The organism is Nitrospirota bacterium (genome assembly GCA_037386965.1).
Classification (GTDB): Bacteria; Nitrospirota; Thermodesulfovibrionia; order Thermodesulfovibrionales; family JdFR-86; genus JARRLN01.
The window spans coordinates 1-18,143 of record JARRLN010000043.1 but is presented as its reverse complement, the minus strand read 5'-3'; the positions used below and the strand labels follow the sequence as shown (position 1 = coordinate 18,143).

Below are 18,143 nucleotides of genomic sequence, written 5' to 3'. Positions count from 1 at the left end.
AGAAGTGCGCTGACTTTCAAGGGTTTTTGTGTATAATTCAGATAGTGACGTTCAAATTAGTGACGTCCAAATGAAGACAAGGTGAGGGAAGATGAAGAAGAAGGCTTTGCTTAAGTCCGAGGTCGAGCACATCGACATCACAAAGTTCAACGCCGAGCCCATTTTGGAGCAGTACGCGAACACGGCCTTTCAGGCGAAGAACCTGGCCCGCGCGGCCGAGATATACGACGCCATGCTGGCCGACCGCGCCTGCTCAGTCGTTTTATGTCTCGCGGGCTCCCTCTTCAGCGCGGGCTTGAAGAAGGCCGTGCACACGATGGTGGTCAACAACATGGTGGACGCCGTCGTGGCCACCGGGGCGATAATCGTGGACCAGGACTTCTTCGAGGCCCTGGGGTTCCGGCACTACCAGGGCAGCCCCCGGGCCGAGGACGCGAAGCTCCTCGATATGGGCATCGACAGGATATACGATACGTTCATCGACGAAGAACAGCTCCGCGTCTGCGACATGACGGTCACGGAGATAGCCGGCGCCCTCCAGCCGGGGCCCTATTCCTCCCGGCAGTTCATCCGGGCGATGGGCGAGTATCTCATCGGGAAGGGCAGAGGCGAGGACTCGGTCGTGCGGGCGGCCGCAGAGAAGGGAGTGCCCATATTCGTCCCCGCGTTTTCCGACTCCAGCGCGGGTTTCGGCCTCGTCTACCACCAGTGGTTCGACGCGGGCAGGCCCAAGGTGACCATAGACTCCGTGAAGGACTTTCTGGAGCTGACGAAGGTGAAGGTCTCCGCCAAGGAGACGGGCCTCCTCATGCTGGGGGGCGGGGTGCCGAAGAATTTCGCCCAGGACGTCACGGTGGCCGCCGACGTCATCGGAAAGAGAGCGCATATGCACAAGTACGCCGTGCAGATAACCGTCGCGGACGAGCGTGACGGAGGCCTCTCGGGCTCCACCCTGAAGGAGGCGCATTCCTGGGGCAAGGTCGACGAGGGCGCCGAGCAGCTCGTGTTCTCGGAGGCCACCGTGGCATTCCCCCTCCTGGCGAGCTACGCCTATCACAAGGGAAGCTGGAGAAAACGCAAGCCGAGGGACTTCAATGCGCTCCTGGACGAAAGGAAGGAGTAAGATGAACCTGACCCCGAAGAAAGTCTTCTTTACCAAGGGCGCCGGCCTGCACAAGGACAGGCTGGCCTCCTTCGAGGTCGCCCTGAGGAAGGCCGGCATCGCGAAGCAGAACCTCGTCTACGTCTCCAGCATCCTGCCCCCGCACTGTAAGATAGTGTCCAGGAGCGAAGGCCTCAAGCGCCTGGGCGCGGGCGACATCACCTTTTGCGTCATGGCCCGCAACGACACGAACGAGCCCAACCGCCTCGTCTCGGCCGCCGTGGGGCTGGCCGTGCCCAAGGAGAAATCCGACTACGGCTACCTCTCGGAGCACCATGCCTTCGGCGAGACCGCCAAGATATCCGGGGACTACGCCGAGGACCTGGCCGCCACCATGCTGGCCACCACCCTGGGCATTCCCTTCGACCCGGAGGAGGCCTGGGACACCAGAAAGCAGTTCTACAGGGCAAGCGGCCACATCTTCAGGACCTCCAACGTCTGCCAGTCCGCCGAGGGGCACAAATCGGGAAAACTCTGGACGACCGTGGTGGCGGCGGCCGTCTTCATCATGGAGTAGCGGACCGGCGGCGATGGAGAGGAATTTCGGCAACCTTCCGGACGCGTTCACCCGCTACGCCGGCGCGCGGATAGCCGTCCTGCCCATTGCCTTCGAGGCATCGAGCACCTGGCTCAGGGGCTCCGGCAAGGGCCCGGGGGCCATCATCGAGGCCTCCGCGAACATGGAGCTCTACGACATCGAGACCCGCACCGAGGTTTACAGAAAGGGCATCCACACCTGCGAGCCCGTGGCCGGGGCCGATGCGCCGGAGATGCTCCGGCTCTCCAGCGGGAGGGTGGCGGGGCTTCTGGAGGATGGCAAGTTCGTGGTGGCCCTGGGAGGAGAGCATACCGTATCGCTGGGCCCCATGCTGGCCCACCACGAGCGCCATCCGGAGATGAGCGTGCTGCACCTGGACGCCCACGGCGACTCGCGCGACACCTACCAGGGCGACAGGTACAGCCACGCCTGCGTGATGGCCCGGGCCAGGGAGGCGGTGGGAAACGTGGTCTCCGTGGGCGTACGGAGCATGGACTCCTCGGAGCTTGCCGCCCTCGACGAATCGCGGGTGTTCTACGCCCGCGACATCCAGCGCGGAGGCCGCTGGGTGGAGGACGTCCTCCTCAGACTCTCTCCCGAGGTCTACGTGACCATCGACCTGGACGTCTTCGACCCGGGCATCATGCCCTCCACCGGCACGCCCGAGCCCGGCGGCCTCGGGTGGTATCAGGTGCTCGGGCTCCTGCGGGCGGTGGCCGAGCGGAAAACGCTGCTGGGGTTCGACGTGGTGGAGCTCTGCCCGGGTGCGAACAAGGCGCCGGACTTCCTGGCGGCAAAGCTGATATACGCCCTTCTGAGCTACAGGTTCAAGGGGGAGTAAAATGAAGAATCGAAGAGGAGCAACGGTTGGGAATTTTGTCAAAAGGCGTCCCGTGCCGGTCCTCGCCGTCCTGGCAGCCCTGCTTTTTCTTTCCTCGTGCGTTCCCGTGGCCAGGCCCGTCGAGGTCCCCGACTACGATAAGCCGGGGGTGCAGAAGGCGATGCGTGAGGCGGCCCTGGGCCGCGCCCGTAACCTCGGGTACGAACTCGTGAGCGAAAAAGACGGGAAGCTCACCTTTTCCAAGATGGTGGCCGGCGAGTTTGTTCATCGGGACATTTATTACATCCGGGTCACCTTCGGGCGCTTCGAGCAATTGGGAGGTGGGCAGGGCTTCAGGGTGGAGTGCTGGACGCTCCAGAGCGTTTTTAACCCCCAGGTCTCCGGCCACTGCGTGGGCATGCAAATGGCCATAGCGCGGGCAGCAGGACTCAAAGGGGGCGGCCGGTAAATGCGCATCCCTCCGGGGATGGGGGCGAGCCCGAGCCCGCAAGATGATGGCCGACCCGGCCGCTCGACAATACCCCGGCTCGATGCTAAGATAAAGTCCGGGGCGCAAAGGGCGGCGCAACGGAGACGTCTCCGGAGTTTCCTTATTTCATGATGCCTATGAGCCGCAAAGCCGTCAGAGCGGAGCGAGGGGACAAGGGGCGGGGGGGAATCCATAATACTTGACACGCGGGGTCAAGCATTTATAATCTAAGACATGCTGAGGTTGTCGACCAGAGGACAGTACGGGGTGCGGGCCATGTTCGAGATAGCCAAGGGCTACCCCGATGCGCCCACCACCATCAAGGAGATAGCGGAGCGCCAGGACGTCTCGGTGGCCTATCTGGAGCAGATATTGAACACCCTGAGGCGCGCGGGCCTGGTCAGGAGCATCAGGGGACCGGGAGGCGGGTATCTCCTGTCCCGCGGGCCGGCCCACATCAGCATCGGGGCCATCCTCAAGGAGCTGGAGGGCCCGGTGGCCATCACCTCGTGCCTGGACCCCCTGGAGGGGTGCAGCCGGGTGGACACCTGCGTCACCCATCTCCTCTGGAGGAGCCTCGGAGAAAAGATAGAGGCCTTCCTGGGCACCATCACCCTGGACGACCTGCTCAGGGACGCCACGCTCCTTCAGCAGGCCGGGGAGCGAAAGGCCCGCAAGGAGAAGGAGGCCTCCGGAGGGAAGGTGGGAGCGGCGTGACTCTGAGGTTCGTCGAGAACGTCAAGGCCGACGTCACCACGGACGTGGTCTACATGATGTGCCCCATGCATCTTCTGAAGCTGGAGGAGATGATAAAGGAGATAGAGCCGGGGCAGGTGCTGGAAATCCTCACCGACTACGACGGGGCCCTGGAGGACATCCCCGCCTGGTGCGAGAGGCGCGGCCACGAGTTCATCGGCCTGGACGAGGAAGAGGACTACTACAAGTTCTATATACGGAAAAAAGCGAGGGAGCAATGAGCATCCGTTACTTTGACCATGTGGCAACCAACCCTCTTCTGCCCGAAGCCCTGGAGGCGATGACGCCCTACCTGAGGGAGGAGTTCGGCAACCCCTTGAGCCCCTATCCGCTGGGGACCAGGGCGCGGGAGGCCATGGAGGAGGCCCGGGAGAAGGTTGCGGCCTTGGTCGGGGCCAAGCCCTCGGGCGTCGTCTTCACCGCGAGCGGGGCCGAGTCCAACAACTTCGCCATCCGGGGCGTCGCCCTGGCCAGGAGAGAGAAGGGCACCCACGTCGTGGTCTCGCGGGCCGAGCACCATTCGGTGCTCAATGCCGCCCGCTTCCTCGAGAAGCAGGGTTTCACGGTGACCTTTCTGCCCATCGACGCGCACGGGCTCGTGGACCCGGAGGCCTTCCGGAAGGCCCTGACGGACGAGACGGTCCTGGCCTCGGTGCAGCTGGCCAGCTCCGAGGTGGGCAGCATCCAGCCGGTAAAGGAGCTGGCGGCCATCGCCCGGGAGAAGGGCGTGGCCTTTCACACCGATGCCGTGGCGGCGGCGGGCAACATCCCGGTGGACGTCCAGGACCTGGGGGTGGACCTTCTGAGCCTGGCCGCCCATCAGTTCTACGGCCCCAAGGGGGCCGCCGCGCTGTACGTAAAACCGGGGCTCCGCATCGTCCCGCTCATCTACGGCGGCATCCAGGAAGGGGGCCGCCGCGCGGGGACCGAAAACGTCCCGGCCATCGTGGGCATGGGCAAGGCGGCCGAGGTCGCCCGGGAGAGGCTCGGCCAAAGGACCGAGCACGTGCGGGGGCTCCGCGACCGCCTGAAGGAGGGCATCCTCGGGGTGGAGCACGTCATATTCACCGGCCATCCGGACCGCCGGCTGCCGGGGCACGCCAGCTTCTGCGTGGAGTACATCGAGGGGGAGGCCATGCTCCTCATGCTTGCGGCCAAGGACATCTACGTGGCCAGCGGCTCGGCGTGCTCTTCCAAGGCCCTGAAGTCCTCGCCGGTGCTCCTCAGCATGGGGCTCCCCTCGGCGGTGGCCCAGGGCTCGGTGGTCTTCACCCTGGGCGAAGGCACCACGAAGGAGGACATAGACTACACACTTGAGCTGTTCCCCCAGATCATCGGGCGTCTTCGGGAGATGTCGCCCTACGCCAAGGGCTGGGGAGGAACGGAGGAGGACGCCGGACCATGTATTCCGAAAAAGTAATGGAGCACTTCATGAACCCCCGCAACGTGGGGGAGATACCCGACGCGGACGGTGTGGGCGAGGAGGGCAACCCCACCTGCGGCGACGCCATGAAGCTCACCATCAAGGTGGAAAACGACGTCATCACCGACGTCAAGTTCAAGACCTTCGGCTGCGGGGCGGCCATCGCCGTGAGCTCCATGGTCACAGAAATGGCCAAGGGCAAGACCGTGGACGAGGCCCTGAAAATCACCAAGGAGTCCGTGGCCAACGAGCTGGAGGGCCTGCCCCCCCAGAAGATGCACTGCTCGAACCTGGGGGCCACCGCCCTCAGAAAGGCCATCGAGGACTATAAAAGCAGAAAAAAGGCCTCCTGAGCCGCCCTGCTGGAGGCCGGGGCCCAAGCGGCCCCGCGCCCCCTTGCGGCCTGGCCCCCTTCCCCCTTTTCGGAGGCCGCCACCGGCACATTCCACCTCGATTCGGCGGAATTTTCCCCTTTTCTATGTCCCCCTGGAGAGAGGCTCGCCGCCGTCGCGTCTTGACAAGGACACCGATATTGGGGTATCTTTGCGGTTTGAGGGTGGTGGCCTCTCACCAAATCCTGCACATGGAGGGGGTAGCGGTGAACGCATTAGGTTCCCATCTTTTGGTCGAGTTGAGGGACTGCAATTCCGAGGTGCTCAAGAGCCTCGAGAAAGTGCAGAAGGCCATGGTGGCGGCGGCCCGCGAAGCAGCGGCCACGGTCGTCGACGTCTCTTTCCACGAGTTCAACCCCTTCGGCGTAAGCGGCATGGTCATCATCGCCGAGAGCCACCTGAGCATCCACACATGGCCCGAGTACGGGTACGCGGCGGTGGACATCTTCACGTGCGGAACCGTCATCAAGCCCCAGGAGGCGGCGGCCTTCCTCATCGAGGCGTTTCAGAGCAGAAACCCCTCGGTGGTGGAGATGAAAAGGGGCATTCTCTCTCCGGCGGACGACCCCGTGCTGCCGCACAAGTGCTCCACCGGGGCGGCCCGCGCATGCACGTGACCGGGTGACAGGCACGCAGGGCCCTGCGTTACAGGCATAATAAGAGGGGACCTTCTCCGGTCCCCTTTTTCTCTCCCCTCCGGGACGCCCCCTCAGGACTCCGCTTTCTTTTCGTACTCCTCCAGGCGTTTTCTGTCCCAGAGGGCGGCAAGCCCCGGGAGCTCCTTTCCTTCCAGCAGCTGCAGAGAGGCCCCTCCCCCGGTGGAGATGAAGGAGATGGAATCCGAAACGCCCGCCCTGTGCACGGCCAGGTCCGTGTCCCCGCCGCCCACGATGGTGAGGGCGTAGGCGTCGGCCACCGCCCGGGCTATGGCGAACGTCCCCCGGGAGAACGCGTCCACCTCGAAGACGCCCATCGGACCGTTCCAGATGACCGTCTTGGCGTTCTCGATGGCCTCGGTGAAGAGGCGGCAGGAGGCCGGGCCGATGTCCAGGGCCTTCCACCCCCGGGGCACCTCCTGCGTGGTGACTATCTTGGTCTCCGCCCCGGCCTCCAGGTTCTGGGCGATGACACAGTCCACGGGCAGGTAGAACTTCACGTTGTTCTGGTGGAGCTTCTCCATGATCTTGCGGGCCAGGTCTATCATGTCCGGCTCCACCAGGGAGTCGCCTACGTCGCTGTCCATGGCCTTGATGAAGGTGAAGGCCATGCCCCCGCCCACGATGACCTTGTCCACCTTGTTCGAGAGGTTCTCCAGCACCCCTATCTTCCCGGAGACCTTGGCCCCTCCCAGCAGCGCGACGAAGGGCCGGACGGGGTTGCTCACCACGCCCTGAAGGTACTCTATCTCCTTCTTCAGGAGGAAGCCGCAGGCGCCGGGGATGTACCGGGGAATGCCCGAGACCGAGGCGTGGGTCCGGTGGGCGGCGCCGAAGGCGTCGTTGACGTAGAAGTCGGCCAGCCTGGCCAGGGCCTGGGCGAATTCCGGGTCGTCCTTCTCCTCCCCGTCGTGGAAACGCAGGTTCTCCAGCACAAGGACATCCCCCGGCCGCATGCGGGCCACGGCCTCCTCGGCCTCCTTGCCCACGCAGTCCTCCGAGAAAGCGACCTCCTTGCTCAGGAGCCTCTGCAGGCGCTTGGCCACGAGGGCCAGGCTGTGCTGGGGGTCCTTCCTGCCCTTGGGCCGTCCCAGGTGGGAGGCCAGGATGACCTTCGCCCCCTCGTCTATGCAGTAGTTGATGGTGGGCAGGGAGGAGCGGATGCGCCTGTCGTCGGTAATCATGAGGTTCTCGTCGATGGGGACGTTGAAGTCCACGCGGATGAAAACCCGCTTGCCCCTGAGGGGCAGGTCCTCGACCGTGAGCTTATGGGGTATGCTGCCGTTGGTCATAGGGCTACCTCTTTTTCATGACATAGAGTATCAGGTCCCTGAGCCTCGAGCTGTACCCCCACTCGTTGTCGTACCAGGAAAGCACCTTCACCATGCGGCCCTCGATGACCCGGGTGACCGAGGCGTCCACGATGGAGGAGTGGTCGTTGCCGTTGAAGTCCACGGAGACCACCGGCTCCTCGGTGTAGGCCAGGATGCCCTGGAGGGGCCCTTCGGCCGCCCGCTTGAGGGCGCCGTTGACGTCCTCGGCCGTCACGTCCTTGTCGAGCTCGGCCACCAGGTCCACCACGGAGACGTTGGGCGTGGGCACCCTGATGGCCATCCCGTCGAGCCTTCCCTTCAGCTCCGGAAGCACCAGCCCCACCGCCCGCGCGGCCCCCGTCGTGGTGGGTATCATGCTCAGGGCCGCCGCCCGGGCGCGCCGGAGGTCCTTGTGCGGAAGGTCCAGGATGCGCTGGTCGTTGGTATAGGAGTGAATGGTGGTCATGAGGCCGCGCGCAATGCCGAACTCCGTGTGCAGGACCTTGGCCAGGGGGGCCAGGCAGTTGGTAGTGCAGGAGGCGTTGCTTATGACCTTGTGCCGGGAGGGGTCCAGGGCCTCTTCGTTTACGCCCATGCAGACGGTGGCGTCGGGCTCCTTCGCCGGGGCGGAGATGACGACCCATTCCGCGCCCGCGCCGCGGTGCTTGCCGGCGCTTTCCTTGTCCGTGAACAGACCGGTGGACTCCAGGACCATCTCCACGCCCATGTCCTTCCAAGGGAGCTTGGCCGGGTCGCGCTCGGCGATGACCTTTATCTCCTTGCCGTCCACGGCGATGGCCCCTTCGGCGGGCTTCACGTCGCCGGCGAATATGCCGTGGACGGAGTCGTACTTCAGAAGGTGGGCCAGGTGCCCAGCGTCGGTGAGGTCGTTGATGGCCACGATGTCGATGTCGCCCACGCCCCGGCATGCCCTGAGGAAGTTCCGCCCTATCCTCCCGAACCCGTTAATCGCCACTTTAACCGCCATGGTCCCTCCTTTAGAACGATCTCAAGCTGTTCATCACGAACCCGGTCTGCACCTTCGGGTAAAAGTACGTGGACTTCGGGGGCATGCGGAGCCCCGAGAGGGCCACCCTCTCAACATCGGCCACCGACGTGGGATTGAGGAAGAAGGCGGCGTCGTACTCTCCGCCGTCCACCCGGGCCAGCGAGGCGGCGTAGTCCATCTCGTACGCCCAGCCCCCGACCTCGATGAGTCCTCCGAGGACAAGCCTGTGGAGGATGACGACGTCCAGGCTGCCCAGCGCGGGGTCCACGTCCTGAAGGCCCTCGCCCCTGTAGGTCAGGGCGTACCGGCCCCGCTCGCAATAGAGCCCGAACGTATGTTTCTTCCCCCTGATAGCCTGAATTATATCAGCATCGGGGGCCAATTGGTAAGTGTCAAAATGGCGGCGGAGCTCATCCCACGCGGCATCGAGGTCCGCCGTCACCAGCCTGTGCGTGGGAAGCACCGTGAGCCCCTCGTCCTTGAGGTCGGCCAGAAACATGAGAACGTAGTCATACGGCCTCTCATCCGCGGCCCCCTCCTCCTCGTGCATCAGGCGCCGGTACTCAAGGGCGGTCTCATACCGGTGATGCCCGTCGGCGATGAAGATGGCCGAGCCCGCCATCTCCTGCTCAAGGGCCTTCACCTGGCCCGGCTCATCGAGGACCCACATGCGGTGCCTGTCGCCCCGGGAGTTGGCGGCCTCCAGGCAGGGAGGGTCCTCGGTGGCGCGCCGGAGGGTCTCGGTCACCCCCTCCTTGGAGGGACCGTAGAGCGCGTAGATGGGGCTCGTATTGGTCCGGGTCGCCTGCATCAGGGAGAGGCGGTCGTGCTTGGGCGTGCTCCGGGTGGCCTCGTGCGGGTAGACGCCCTCACCCAGCTCCACGAGCTCCACCAGGGCAAAGAAACCGGTGAGGCTCCGTTTTTCACCCTCCCATTCGTACTCCATCCTGTAGACATAGAAGCCGGGACGCTCGCTTCTTTTCAGAACACCCTCCTCCAGCCAATCGGTAAGATAGCCAGCGGCCCGGGTGTACTTGTTCCGGCGCTCGTCGTCCTCCGGAAACTTTTTTCCGTAATCGATGCGGACGACGTTATAGGGGCTCAGCCCGTAGAGGCGCTCCCTCAGCTCCGTGCCGATGATGTCATAGGGAGGGGCCACCACCTGGTCTCCCCGGACCCGTCCGGTGCTGTAATGAATCCCTCTGAATGGAATCACCCTGGCCATGGAACCCTCAAGAAGCCACTATATTAGCACGCTCAAGGTGGAAATTCAATGAAATTGCCATGTTTTACTCCTTCCCCCGGACGTCCCCGACCCTTTCTCAGCTCCTAATGCGGGGGCGCATCTTCCCCGGGCGTGAAGGCGAGAGCCTGCGTAACCCCCCCTGAAGCGGTGCGGTGCCTCACCCGGGGACGAACGCCCCCCTTGCGTGCGCGCAGCGGCTCCCGCCGGCAAATGCCGGGCGTTTTTCTCTTTTTTGTGATTTCGGCCATTGCAAGCACACGTCACATTTGTTTTCATGAGTAGGGACCGCCGATGCGGGCCGATGGGGGGTCGAAGGGGTAGCGAGGCCGGCTTTCTCCCGAGACCCATCCCGTTTCATCTTGAAGGAGGAAGCGATGAGGAAGGTTCTCTCGATTGTCCTTGCCGGCGCGCTCATCCTCACAGCGGCCGTCCTGGCGGCCGAGAAGCGGCCCACCCCGACGGAGCTGGAGGGAGGCACCGTCGTCGATGCAGGGCAGGCACGGGCCCTTCTCGGCCAGGAAGGCGTCTCTTTCCTGGACATCCGAAACGCGGTCAATTACGGCAAGGACCACATCCCCGGGGCCCTCTCCGTCCCCTACGAGTGGACCAGGGGCGGAGACATCGCCAACCGCACCGGAGATTTCGACCGTTCGCGGGTTCCCGCCGGCAAGGACGCCAGGATAGTCGTCTACGGCCACGGCGCCACGGGATGGAAGGCATACAATGCGGCCAAAGACCTCATAAAGGACGGCTATGCCGCCGTGATGTGGTTCCGGGGAGGATTTGCCGCATGGCAGGGCGCGGGCTATCCGGTGGAACGCTGAGCCCGGGCCCATGCGGAGCCCGTTGGCAGGAGTGCGCAGTGCCTGAAAGAGGCTTTTTCGAGGATGGTACATGACCGCTCGCATGACCATAAAGAGAAAACTCTTTTATTCGGCCCTGTTCCTGGTCCTTTCCTTCCTCGTCATGGGCGTCACCCTCTGGAAGACCACGACGAAGCAGACCACCGCCAGGCTCCTGGCCGACGGGGTCATGCACCTGCAGATGATGCTCAGGGGAATAAACGAAAGCATCGTCACCGAAGGCACGGCCCAGTCGGTCGCCGTGGCCCGGCGAGGCCTGGAGGGCTTCGACCGCATGTACGAGACCCTCGCCGCCGGCCATGCCGGCATCGAGCAGAACATCCTGGCAAACGACATCTCCGCCCCCTGGAAGAAGATAAAGACGGCCATCCAGCCCTTCCTCACGGAGAACGTCGATACCTACTCGGACTCCGTGATGATCGCCTACGGAGGTATTATCGCCGATACGGAGGACCTCATCGGGGTGGTGCAGCGGATGGCCGCGGAGTCCCGGGCTGCCGCGGACCGCACAGCGGAGCATACGCGCCTGGTCCTGGGAACGGTCGTCGTGCTCGTCCTCCTGGGAACCACCTTCATGTTCTGGCACCTGTACCGCTCCATCCTCTTGCCCATCCGGGAGCTCTCCACCATCGCGGAAGGATTCGGCCAGGGGATCCTGGACAAGAAAATGGACGAAAGCCGCCGGGACGAGTTCGGCCGCCTGGCCGTCCACTTCAACGGCGCCACCGAGAGGCTGGGCGGAATCGCCCGAAAGGTCACCTCCGCCATTTCGGACCTGGCCGTGCATTCCTCCGAGCTTCAGAGCACCGCGGAGCGCCTCCTCGAGGACGCCCGGAGGCAGGCCGCACAGACCGAGCAGTCCGCCTCGGCAATGACCGAGATGAGCCAGACCATCATGGACGTGGCCCGCAACGCCGGCGAGGCCTCGGACTCCTCCAAAAACGCAGCGGCCACCGCGGAGAAGGGGCGCGACGCCGTCCAGGACACCGCCCAGGGGATGCAGGAGATATCCGACTCCGTGGGGCAGACCGCGCGGACCATCTCCAGCCTCGGCGAGAGCACGACCCGCATCGGCGACATCGTCAACGTCATCAACGAAATAGCCGACCAGACCAACCTCTTGGCCCTGAACGCCGCCATCGAGGCCGCCCGGGCGGGAGAGCAGGGACGGGGCTTCGCCGTGGTGGCCGACGAGGTGCGCAAGCTCGCCGAGCGCACGGGGAAGGCCACCCAGGAGATTGTGGACATGATAGGCGGGATACGGGCCGAGACCGGGAAATCCATCTCCCTCATGGAAAACGACAATGAAAAGGTAGCCCTGGGCCTGCGTCTGGTGCAGGAGGCGAACCACTCCCTTGAGGCCATCGTGGAGGTCTCCCACCGGGGCACCGACATGGTGCAGCGTATAGCGGCGGCTGCGGAGGAGCAGTCGGCGGCCACCGAACAGGTCGCCCAGAGCATCGAGAGCATCGCCGGGGCCACCCGGGGCCTGGAGACAACGGCAACCAACATCAAGAGCGCAGCGGAATCCCTGGCGGCCCTCTCCCGGGACCTCCGGGAGATGGCCCGGTGGTTCAGGGCCTGAGGCGTCCGGGAAGGGTTTTTTCGCCCCGGCATCCCCCGCTCGCGGTATAATACTCCATGAGAAGCATTGCTCTGTTTCTTCTGCTTTTCTCCCTCCCCCACGCCGCCCAGGCCTTCCCGGACGGCGAGAAGAAGATAGCCTCCCTGCAGCGCCAGCTCTCGGCCCTCCCCCTCGGGGAGCGCATCGCCCGGTGGGCCGAGGAGTTCGTGGGCACGCCCTACGACCCCGACCCCGACGGCGAGTACGTCACTCGCCGGGTCGTCGTCGCCGACCGCAGGGTGGACTGCATGTATCACGTTTTCCGGAGCGTGGAGCTGGCCATGAGCGAAAACCCCGAGGGCGCAAGGCGGATGGCCCTTACCCTGAGGTTCATCACCCGGGGCCGCATCGAGGACGGGAAGGTCGCCAACTACGAGGAGCGCTTCCGGTACGCCCTGGACATGCTCCAAAGCGGCAAGTGGGGAAAGGAGATTACGGCGGAGCTGGCACCGGTTACGGAGATGCCCGGCGCCCGGGGCCTTGACAGGATAGAGGTCATCCCCCGGGAGAACGTCCCCCTGGCCCTCCCCGGCCTCCGCAGCGGGGACATCGTCTTTTTCATCAAGGACCTCGGCAAGCGCGTCGTGGGCGAGGCCGTGGGCCACCTGGGCATCATCAAGCGCGAGGGAGCCGAAACATACCTCATCCATGCCAGCGGGAGAAAGAACAAGGGGGGCCGCGTGCGGAAGGTCCCTCTTCTGCCCTACGTCCGGTCCATGCCCTTCGTGGGCATCAAGGTCAGCCGCTTCTCGGAAGGCGTCTCGGAAGGAAGGCGGGTTCCGGCCCGGCCTGAATAGGAGGCCGGCCTACTTCTCTTCCTCGAGTTTCTGGACAATTTCCAGGAACTCCTTCTTGAACTCGGGAAAGTGCCTGCTGAGGAAGAGCTTCAACGCCCTCATGTCGTTTTTCACCTCCTCCTCCAGCGAGGCGATGGTGTCCTCGGTGCGCTCCAGCCCGTCGGCCACCGTGGCGATTTCCCTTTCCAGGAGCCTCAGCTTCTCTTCCAATATCTTGTCTTCCCGTTCCATCGGTTATTTATTCCTTCTCTGGAATTTCGTCTTCTTACGGAGTTTTCTGTACTTGTGCTTGCTCATCTTCTTCTTCCGCCACTTTACGACAGTGCCCACCCGAATCACCTCCTTTGCGCCATCATGGAGGCCCTGGCCTGGTCCATGAAGGCCTCCAGTTGTATCTGTGTCGTCGAGGACTCCGTCCCGTCATAGGGGATGCTTATGATGGGGACGTCGAAATCCCTGCTGACGGCCCGCATGAGCCCCGAGACGATGGTCCCCGGCATGCACCCGAAAGGCATGGTGTTGACCACGCCGGCCGCCCCGCGCCTGATGAGGTCCACGGTCTTGCCGACGCTCAAGACGGTTTCCCCTTCGAAGCTGTCCGGCACGTACGGGGCAGCCTGCTTGAATATCTCGCCCGTGGCGGGTTCGTGCAGCGTGTGCAGAAAGCCCTCGAAGTACCGCGCGTACCTGCGTTCTATCTTCTTCTGGAAATAGCGTTTCGTTAGAGTATTCAGTGTATCAGAAAACTCCCGTGCCCTCAAGCCCTTCCGCATGCTCATCATGTTGACATAGTACATCCACTCCTCGAAGGGGGCCAGCCAGACCTCCCCGCCCAGGGCCTCGAGCTTTCTGACGAGGTACTCGTTGGCGAAGCCATTGCACCGCACGTAGACCTCGCCCACCACGCCGATGAGGGGCCGGGGCTCCCCGCCGCGGGGCACCGCCTCGAAGGCCCGCTTCATCCCGGCCAGGACATCCTCCATCCCGGCGTCGTCGTCCCGCAGGGTCAGGTAGAGCTTGTCGCGGTAGCGTTCGTACAGGGCGTCACAGGCCCCCGGCTCCGTCTCGTAGGGCCGGGTCTCGTGCACGCATTTCTGAAGCAGCTCGAAGGCGACGATGCCCTTCCACGCCGTGAGCGGAAACTCCTTGGCCACACTCCCCAGGTCCCTGTACAGGCCGATGTCCTGGTTCGGAGCGAACACGGGGACCTCCGGCAGCCCTATCTTCTCCAGGACCTTCTGATGCGAGACGTTGTACTGGCCGAAGCGGCACGGCCCGTCCCCGGAGGGCATGAAGAAGGCCGATTTCTCCGGGACAAAGCCCGGCGAGGTGGCCATCTTCACCATGTCCCCCGTGGTGAGGATGAAGGGATAGCACTCCTTGCCCGAGACGTACCGCATGCCCGTGTCCACGGTGGACCGGTCGGACTCGGGCATGACCTCCGCGCTCAAGCCGGCCTTCTCGAAGGCGGCCTTCAGGGCCAGGGCGTGGTCCATCATCCGGGGGATGTAGATCGTCCTGCCCTTCAGGGAGATACGCCCGGAGGCTGCGGCCTCCCCAGGCGGCCGGGCATCGCGCCTGTTCTCTATGCTGTCCAAGAAGGCCTCGCACCGGGTGATGGCCCCCGCGTCGGCGCTGTGCTCGTCTATCTCCAGGTGCAAAAAGGGCTTCTCTCCCAGTTCGTCCTTGAAGTACTTCAGGACGAAGGAGTCCGGCCCGCAGGAGAAGTTGCCGATGAAAACGGGATAGAGGTTCTCGTGCGCCGCTATGTACCGGGCGGCCCGCAGCACCTTCTGCCCCGAGCGCCAGTACATGTTGGGCCACTTTTCGGCGAGCCTTATATCCTCCGTGGGAAGCATGTCCATGGGAATGGCCGGCACCCCCAGGGTAGCCAGTTTCTCCGGAATCTGGAGGTTCATCCCCTTCTCCATGGCGTTGTAGGACCTGCCCACGATGACCAGGGCCTTGCCCTGAAGCCCGGAGAGCACCTCCCTGCCCTTTTCGCTGACGGCCCGGTAAAACTCCTCCTGGGCCCGGTTGGCCGCCCGAAGGGCGCGCCCCACCCCAGCGGCCGTGGCCCCGAAGGGTCCGAAGACGCGGCGAAGCTCCCTTTCCATGTACTTTTCTCCGCGGCTCAGGTCTATGAGCGGAACGATGGCGGGCACCTCGCCCAGGGCCACCCGGGAGACATAGGGCAGGGTCTGCGTGTAGGGGCAGGCCACGGAGCGGTGGTACTCTTCCCCGGACTGGCTGAAGTTCATGAAGCTCGGAAGCAAAATGGCGTCCACTTCCTTCTCCATGAGGTACTTCACGTGGCCCAGGGCCACCTTGGCCGGGTAGCACGACTCGGCGATGACGCTCTCCAGGCCCAGGCCGACGATCTGCCTGTTGGTCCTGGGGCTGACCTCCGCCTCAAAGCCCAGCTCGTCGAGCAGGGTGCTCCAGAAGGGAAGGTACTCGTTGAAGAAAAAGACGTAGGGTATGCCTATCCGGGTCTTCCGGTCCCCGTTTTGTCCCCTCTGCTCCGGCGGCGTGGGGACGCGCTTCCAGAGGGCCTCCTCCCGGAACGTGAAGAGGTCCGGCACCGTGGTCTTTTTCCTGTTTATGTCGTACTTCTCGCACCGCCCTCCGTAAAAGAGCTTCCCCTTCTCGCCCTCGATCTGCACCCTATTTATCTCGCAGAGGTTGGAGCATCCCTTGCACTCGAAAGAATTCATCGTGTAGGGGGTGCGCGAGCGGTCGAACCCCTTGAAGGAGGTCTCTTCCCTGCCCGTCTCCTGCATGTACTTGCGGGCGATGAGGGCCATGCCGATGGCCCCGGTGACATCGTGGTTGGGCGGCACCGTCACCTGCACCCCCAGGTACTTCTCGAAGGCCGCCACCACGGACTTGTTGAAGGCCACCCCGCCCTGGAAGAAGATGTTTTTGCCGATGTGGCGGCCGGCCACCACGCGGTTGATGTAGTTCTGCACGATGGAGTAGGCCAGCCCCGCCAGCAGGTCGTCCCGGGCCGCCCCCTTCTGGAGGTTGGCCATGAGGGAGTTTTCCATGAAGACCGTGCACCGCTCCCCCAGGCGGGAAGGGCACCCCGAGGAGAAGGCGCACTGGGCGAACTCCTCCTTCACGGATATCCTCAGCTTCTCGGCCTGCTCCTCGAGGAAGGAGCCCGTGCCGGCCGCACAGGCCTTGTTCATCTCGAAATCCACGATGACGCCGTCCCTCAAGGAGACGAACTTCGAGTCCTGCCCCCCTATCTCGAAGATGGTGTCCACCCCGGGGTCTATGAAGGCCGCCGCCGTCGCCTGGGCCGTAATCTCGTTCTTGACGATGTCGGCGCCCACGTAATCGGCTATCATGTACCGCCCCGAGCCCGTGGTTCCCACGCCCATGATGCGCACCTTCTCGCCCACTTCCTCCGCTATTTCCCGGAGCCCCTGCCTCACGGCCTCGATGGGGCGCCCGGCGGTCATCAGGTACCTCTTGGCCAGGAGGCTTCCCTCCTCGTCCACCACCGCCAGGTTCGTACTGATGGAGCCGATGTCTATGCCCATGCAGGCCCGCACCGGCGGCCCGCCGTTGACCGCGACGACCACGTCCCTGGGGTCCTTGAGATGCCGTTCGTAAAAGCCGTCTCCCTCGGTGCGAAGCGGCAGGTTCCCCTCGCTCTGCGCCCGCTCGCGCCGGAGGTGCTCCTGGAGCCTCTCCAGGCGAAGCGGCTGGCCGGCGCCCTCGTCCCGCGCCTTGAGCGCCCCGCCCCAGGCCCCCATCAGGGCGAAGTCCCCGGGCACCAGAAGGTCCGCCAGGCCGAAGACCTCCCTGAACGCCCGGACCATGCCCTTGTTGGCCGCCACGCCTCCCTGGAAGGAGACGGGCTCCACGATGTTTCTGCCCCGGCAGATGGTCCCCCGGAAGTTCCTGGCCACGGCAAAGCACAGCCCGGCCACGATGTCCTCCATGGGGGTGGCTATCTGCTGCAGATGTATCATGTCGCTCTTGGCAAAGACGCTGCACCTGCCAGCCACCCGGGGCGGCTTCTTCGCGGCCAGGGCCATCTCGCTGAACTCCTCTATCCCGAGCCTCAGGCGCTCGGCCTGCTGGTCCAGGAAGCTCCCCGTGCCGGCCGCGCAGACCGAGTTCATCGAGAAGTCCTTCACGGCCTTCTCGCCCAGGACAATGAGCTTGGAGTCCTCCCCGCCCATCTCGATGACGGTCTTGACCCGGGGGTAAAGCGTCATGGTCGCATAGGCCTGGGCCACGATCTCATTGATGGGCTCGATGCCCAGGGCATCGGCGATGAGCCTGCCCGCCGAACCGGTGACGGCGACGGAGCAGTTCTCCCCGCAGGGAAACTCCTTCAGCATTTCCAAGGCGGTCTCCAGGGGATGCCCGTGATGTTTGCGGTAATGCCCCTGAATCTTCGCCCCCGATTCGTCAAGCACGACCACCTTCACGCTCACGCTGCCGGCATCAAGACCAAGAAATCGCATAACGCGTCTCCCGTAATGAAACAGAGTTATTTTACAGTCTAAGAGTTTACCACAACCGCCCCGCCAAAGGGACGTTTTTTTGCACCTCCGGGCAGCCCCCGTCAGGCCCCCCGAGAACCACGAAAAACGGGCTCTCATTCCTTAATTAACAGGAGCGCCTCCCGGACTTCTCACGCGGCAAGAGGCAAAACCCACCGAGGCTATCGCCCGCGGGCAAACCCCTCCTAACAGACTGACCCGGGGTTACGGCCGCCGCCTGAAAAACATTGTCAACTTGTGAGCAGGGTGACACTTTTTGTCAGGCCCAAAAAGGGGCGGTGGGAATGTTTTACGAGCAAAATCGGTGACTTGTGGGAATTCCGGTAATGGCATGGAAAATGCTTTTTTGATGGCCGAACAGGATTCTAAACGAGGAGGTTCAGCCCACAAAAGAATAACGAAAGCGAAGGAGGTGATGTTGAGAGGAGACTCTGAGAGGTTTTGTTTGAGCGGACGTATAGAAGACATCTTTCAAAGGAGGTAGTGAATGTTAAAGGCAGTCAACAATCTTCGGGAGCAGAAGGGTTT

At 63.8% G+C, this 18,143-nt stretch carries 18 protein-coding genes; 12 read left to right on the top strand and 6 right to left on the bottom strand.

The genetic code is table 11. The annotated features are described in order from the left end of the window. Window positions 1-91 precede the first annotated feature (91 nt). The 9 genes from P8Y39_07720 (at window position 92) to speD (ending at window position 6,198) form a co-directional block, all read left to right on the top strand. Entirely contained in the window at window positions 92-1,123 is a 1,032-nt protein-coding gene (locus P8Y39_07720; GenBank protein MEJ2192225.1) for a deoxyhypusine synthase, read from the top strand. A 7-nt stretch (window positions 1,124-1,130) separates the two neighbouring features. Further along, on the top strand, window positions 1,131-1,679 hold the full coding sequence (locus P8Y39_07715; GenBank protein MEJ2192224.1) for an arginine decarboxylase, pyruvoyl-dependent: 549 nt from the start codon (window positions 1,131-1,133) through the stop codon (window positions 1,677-1,679). A 13-nt stretch (window positions 1,680-1,692) separates the two neighbouring features. Continuing rightward, a complete protein-coding gene (speB, locus tag P8Y39_07710; protein ID MEJ2192223.1) occupies window positions 1,693-2,541 on the top strand; it encodes an agmatinase in 849 nt (282 codons plus the stop codon). A gap of 52 nt (window positions 2,542-2,593) precedes the next feature. Continuing rightward, the gene (locus P8Y39_07705; GenBank protein MEJ2192222.1) at window positions 2,594-2,989 is read left to right on the top strand and encodes a hypothetical protein; all 396 of its coding nucleotides are present in this window, start codon (window positions 2,594-2,596) and stop codon (window positions 2,987-2,989) included. A 255-nt stretch (window positions 2,990-3,244) separates the two neighbouring features. After that, window positions 3,245-3,727, top strand: coding sequence for an Rrf2 family transcriptional regulator (locus P8Y39_07700; GenBank protein MEJ2192221.1), 483 nt, complete (start codon window positions 3,245-3,247; stop codon window positions 3,725-3,727). Continuing rightward, on the top strand, window positions 3,724-3,987 hold the full coding sequence (locus P8Y39_07695) for a sulfurtransferase TusA family protein (GenBank protein ID MEJ2192220.1): 264 nt from the start codon (window positions 3,724-3,726) through the stop codon (window positions 3,985-3,987). The genes P8Y39_07700 and P8Y39_07695 overlap by 4 nt, the downstream gene beginning before the upstream one ends. Further along, window positions 3,984-5,186 (top strand): cysteine desulfurase family protein, encoded by a 1,203-nt coding sequence (locus tag P8Y39_07690; protein MEJ2192219.1) that lies wholly within the window; start codon window positions 3,984-3,986, stop codon window positions 5,184-5,186. The genes P8Y39_07695 and P8Y39_07690 overlap by 4 nt, the downstream gene beginning before the upstream one ends. Next, window positions 5,168-5,542, top strand: coding sequence for a Fe-S cluster assembly scaffold protein NifU (gene nifU / locus P8Y39_07685; GenBank protein ID MEJ2192218.1), 375 nt, complete (start codon window positions 5,168-5,170; stop codon window positions 5,540-5,542). Before P8Y39_07690 ends, nifU begins: the two co-directional genes overlap by 19 nt. A gap of 245 nt (window positions 5,543-5,787) precedes the next feature. Then, entirely contained in the window at window positions 5,788-6,198 is a 411-nt protein-coding gene (gene speD, locus P8Y39_07680) for an adenosylmethionine decarboxylase (GenBank protein ID MEJ2192217.1), read from the top strand. Window positions 6,199-6,290: 92 nt separating this feature from the next. Here speD and P8Y39_07675 read toward each other — a convergent pair whose 3' ends face one another. The 3 genes from P8Y39_07675 to P8Y39_07665 are packed head-to-tail and all read right to left on the bottom strand — an operon-like array spanning window position 6,291 to window position 9,784. Next, the gene (locus tag P8Y39_07675; GenBank protein MEJ2192216.1) at window positions 6,291-7,529 is read right to left on the bottom strand and encodes a phosphoglycerate kinase; all 1,239 of its coding nucleotides are present in this window, start codon (window positions 7,527-7,529) and stop codon (window positions 6,291-6,293) included. Window positions 7,530-7,533: 4 nt separating this feature from the next. After that, window positions 7,534-8,538 carry a type I glyceraldehyde-3-phosphate dehydrogenase gene (gene gap / locus P8Y39_07670; protein ID MEJ2192215.1) on the bottom strand — a complete coding sequence of 335 codons (1,005 nt, stop codon included), beginning with the start codon at window positions 8,536-8,538 and terminating at the stop codon, window positions 7,534-7,536. 10 nt (window positions 8,539-8,548) lie between these two features. Next, a complete protein-coding gene (locus P8Y39_07665; GenBank protein MEJ2192214.1) occupies window positions 8,549-9,784 on the bottom strand; it encodes a DUF1015 domain-containing protein in 1,236 nt (411 codons plus the stop codon). A gap of 395 nt (window positions 9,785-10,179) precedes the next feature. On the opposite strand from P8Y39_07665, the gene P8Y39_07660 reads away from it, so the two are divergent. From P8Y39_07660 to P8Y39_07650, 3 genes are all read left to right on the top strand, one after another. Then, window positions 10,180-10,629 carry a rhodanese-like domain-containing protein gene (locus P8Y39_07660; protein MEJ2192213.1) on the top strand — a complete coding sequence of 150 codons (450 nt, stop codon included), beginning with the start codon at window positions 10,180-10,182 and terminating at the stop codon, window positions 10,627-10,629. 70 nt (window positions 10,630-10,699) lie between these two features. Continuing rightward, entirely contained in the window at window positions 10,700-12,253 is a 1,554-nt protein-coding gene (locus P8Y39_07655) for a methyl-accepting chemotaxis protein (protein MEJ2192212.1), read from the top strand. Between the two features lie 56 nt (window positions 12,254-12,309). Then, complete coding sequence (locus tag P8Y39_07650) at window positions 12,310-13,089, top strand: DUF1460 domain-containing protein (protein ID MEJ2192211.1); 780 nt, start codon at window positions 12,310-12,312, stop codon at window positions 13,087-13,089. Window positions 13,090-13,098: 9 nt separating this feature from the next. Here P8Y39_07650 and P8Y39_07645 read toward each other — a convergent pair whose 3' ends face one another. From P8Y39_07645 to P8Y39_07635, 3 genes are read right to left on the bottom strand one after another with little or no spacing between them, the layout of a single operon-like run. Continuing rightward, on the bottom strand, window positions 13,099-13,320 hold the full coding sequence (locus P8Y39_07645) for a hypothetical protein (protein MEJ2192210.1): 222 nt from the start codon (window positions 13,318-13,320) through the stop codon (window positions 13,099-13,101). A 3-nt stretch (window positions 13,321-13,323) separates the two neighbouring features. Next, window positions 13,324-13,419 (bottom strand): aurora kinase A-interacting protein, encoded by a 96-nt coding sequence (locus P8Y39_07640; protein ID MEJ2192209.1) that lies wholly within the window; start codon window positions 13,417-13,419, stop codon window positions 13,324-13,326. Window positions 13,420-13,424: 5 nt separating this feature from the next. Continuing rightward, window positions 13,425-17,576, bottom strand: a complete 4,152-nt coding sequence (locus P8Y39_07635; protein MEJ2192208.1) for an acyl-CoA dehydratase activase — start codon at window positions 17,574-17,576, stop codon at window positions 13,425-13,427. Between the last annotated feature and the right edge of the window lie 567 nt (window positions 17,577-18,143).

Excerpts from the sequence above, each read along its gene's own strand:
- P8Y39_07720 (MEJ2192225.1), top strand. The coding sequence starts at position 92 with ATGAAGAAGAAGGCTTTGCTTAAGTCCGAGGTCGAGCACATCGACATC.
- speB (MEJ2192223.1), top strand. The coding sequence starts at position 1,693 with ATGGAGAGGAATTTCGGCAACCTTCCGGACGCGTTCACCCGCTACGCC.
- P8Y39_07700 (MEJ2192221.1), top strand. The coding sequence starts at position 3,245 with ATGCTGAGGTTGTCGACCAGAGGACAGTACGGGGTGCGGGCCATGTTC.
- P8Y39_07690 (MEJ2192219.1), top strand. The coding sequence starts at position 3,984 with ATGAGCATCCGTTACTTTGACCATGTGGCAACCAACCCTCTTCTGCCC.
- nifU (MEJ2192218.1), top strand. The coding sequence starts at position 5,168 with ATGTATTCCGAAAAAGTAATGGAGCACTTCATGAACCCCCGCAACGTG.
- P8Y39_07675 (MEJ2192216.1), bottom strand. The coding sequence starts at position 7,529 with ATGACCAACGGCAGCATACCCCATAAGCTCACGGTCGAGGACCTGCCC.
- gap (MEJ2192215.1), bottom strand. The coding sequence starts at position 8,538 with ATGGCGGTTAAAGTGGCGATTAACGGGTTCGGGAGGATAGGGCGGAAC.
- P8Y39_07665 (MEJ2192214.1), bottom strand. The coding sequence starts at position 9,784 with ATGGCCAGGGTGATTCCATTCAGAGGGATTCATTACAGCACCGGACGG.
- P8Y39_07660 (MEJ2192213.1), top strand. The coding sequence starts at position 10,180 with ATGAGGAAGGTTCTCTCGATTGTCCTTGCCGGCGCGCTCATCCTCACA.
- P8Y39_07655 (MEJ2192212.1), top strand. The coding sequence starts at position 10,700 with ATGACCGCTCGCATGACCATAAAGAGAAAACTCTTTTATTCGGCCCTG.
- P8Y39_07650 (MEJ2192211.1), top strand. The coding sequence starts at position 12,310 with ATGAGAAGCATTGCTCTGTTTCTTCTGCTTTTCTCCCTCCCCCACGCC.
- P8Y39_07645 (MEJ2192210.1), bottom strand. The coding sequence starts at position 13,320 with ATGGAACGGGAAGACAAGATATTGGAAGAGAAGCTGAGGCTCCTGGAA.
- P8Y39_07635 (MEJ2192208.1), bottom strand. The coding sequence starts at position 17,576 with ATGCGATTTCTTGGTCTTGATGCCGGCAGCGTGAGCGTGAAGGTGGTC.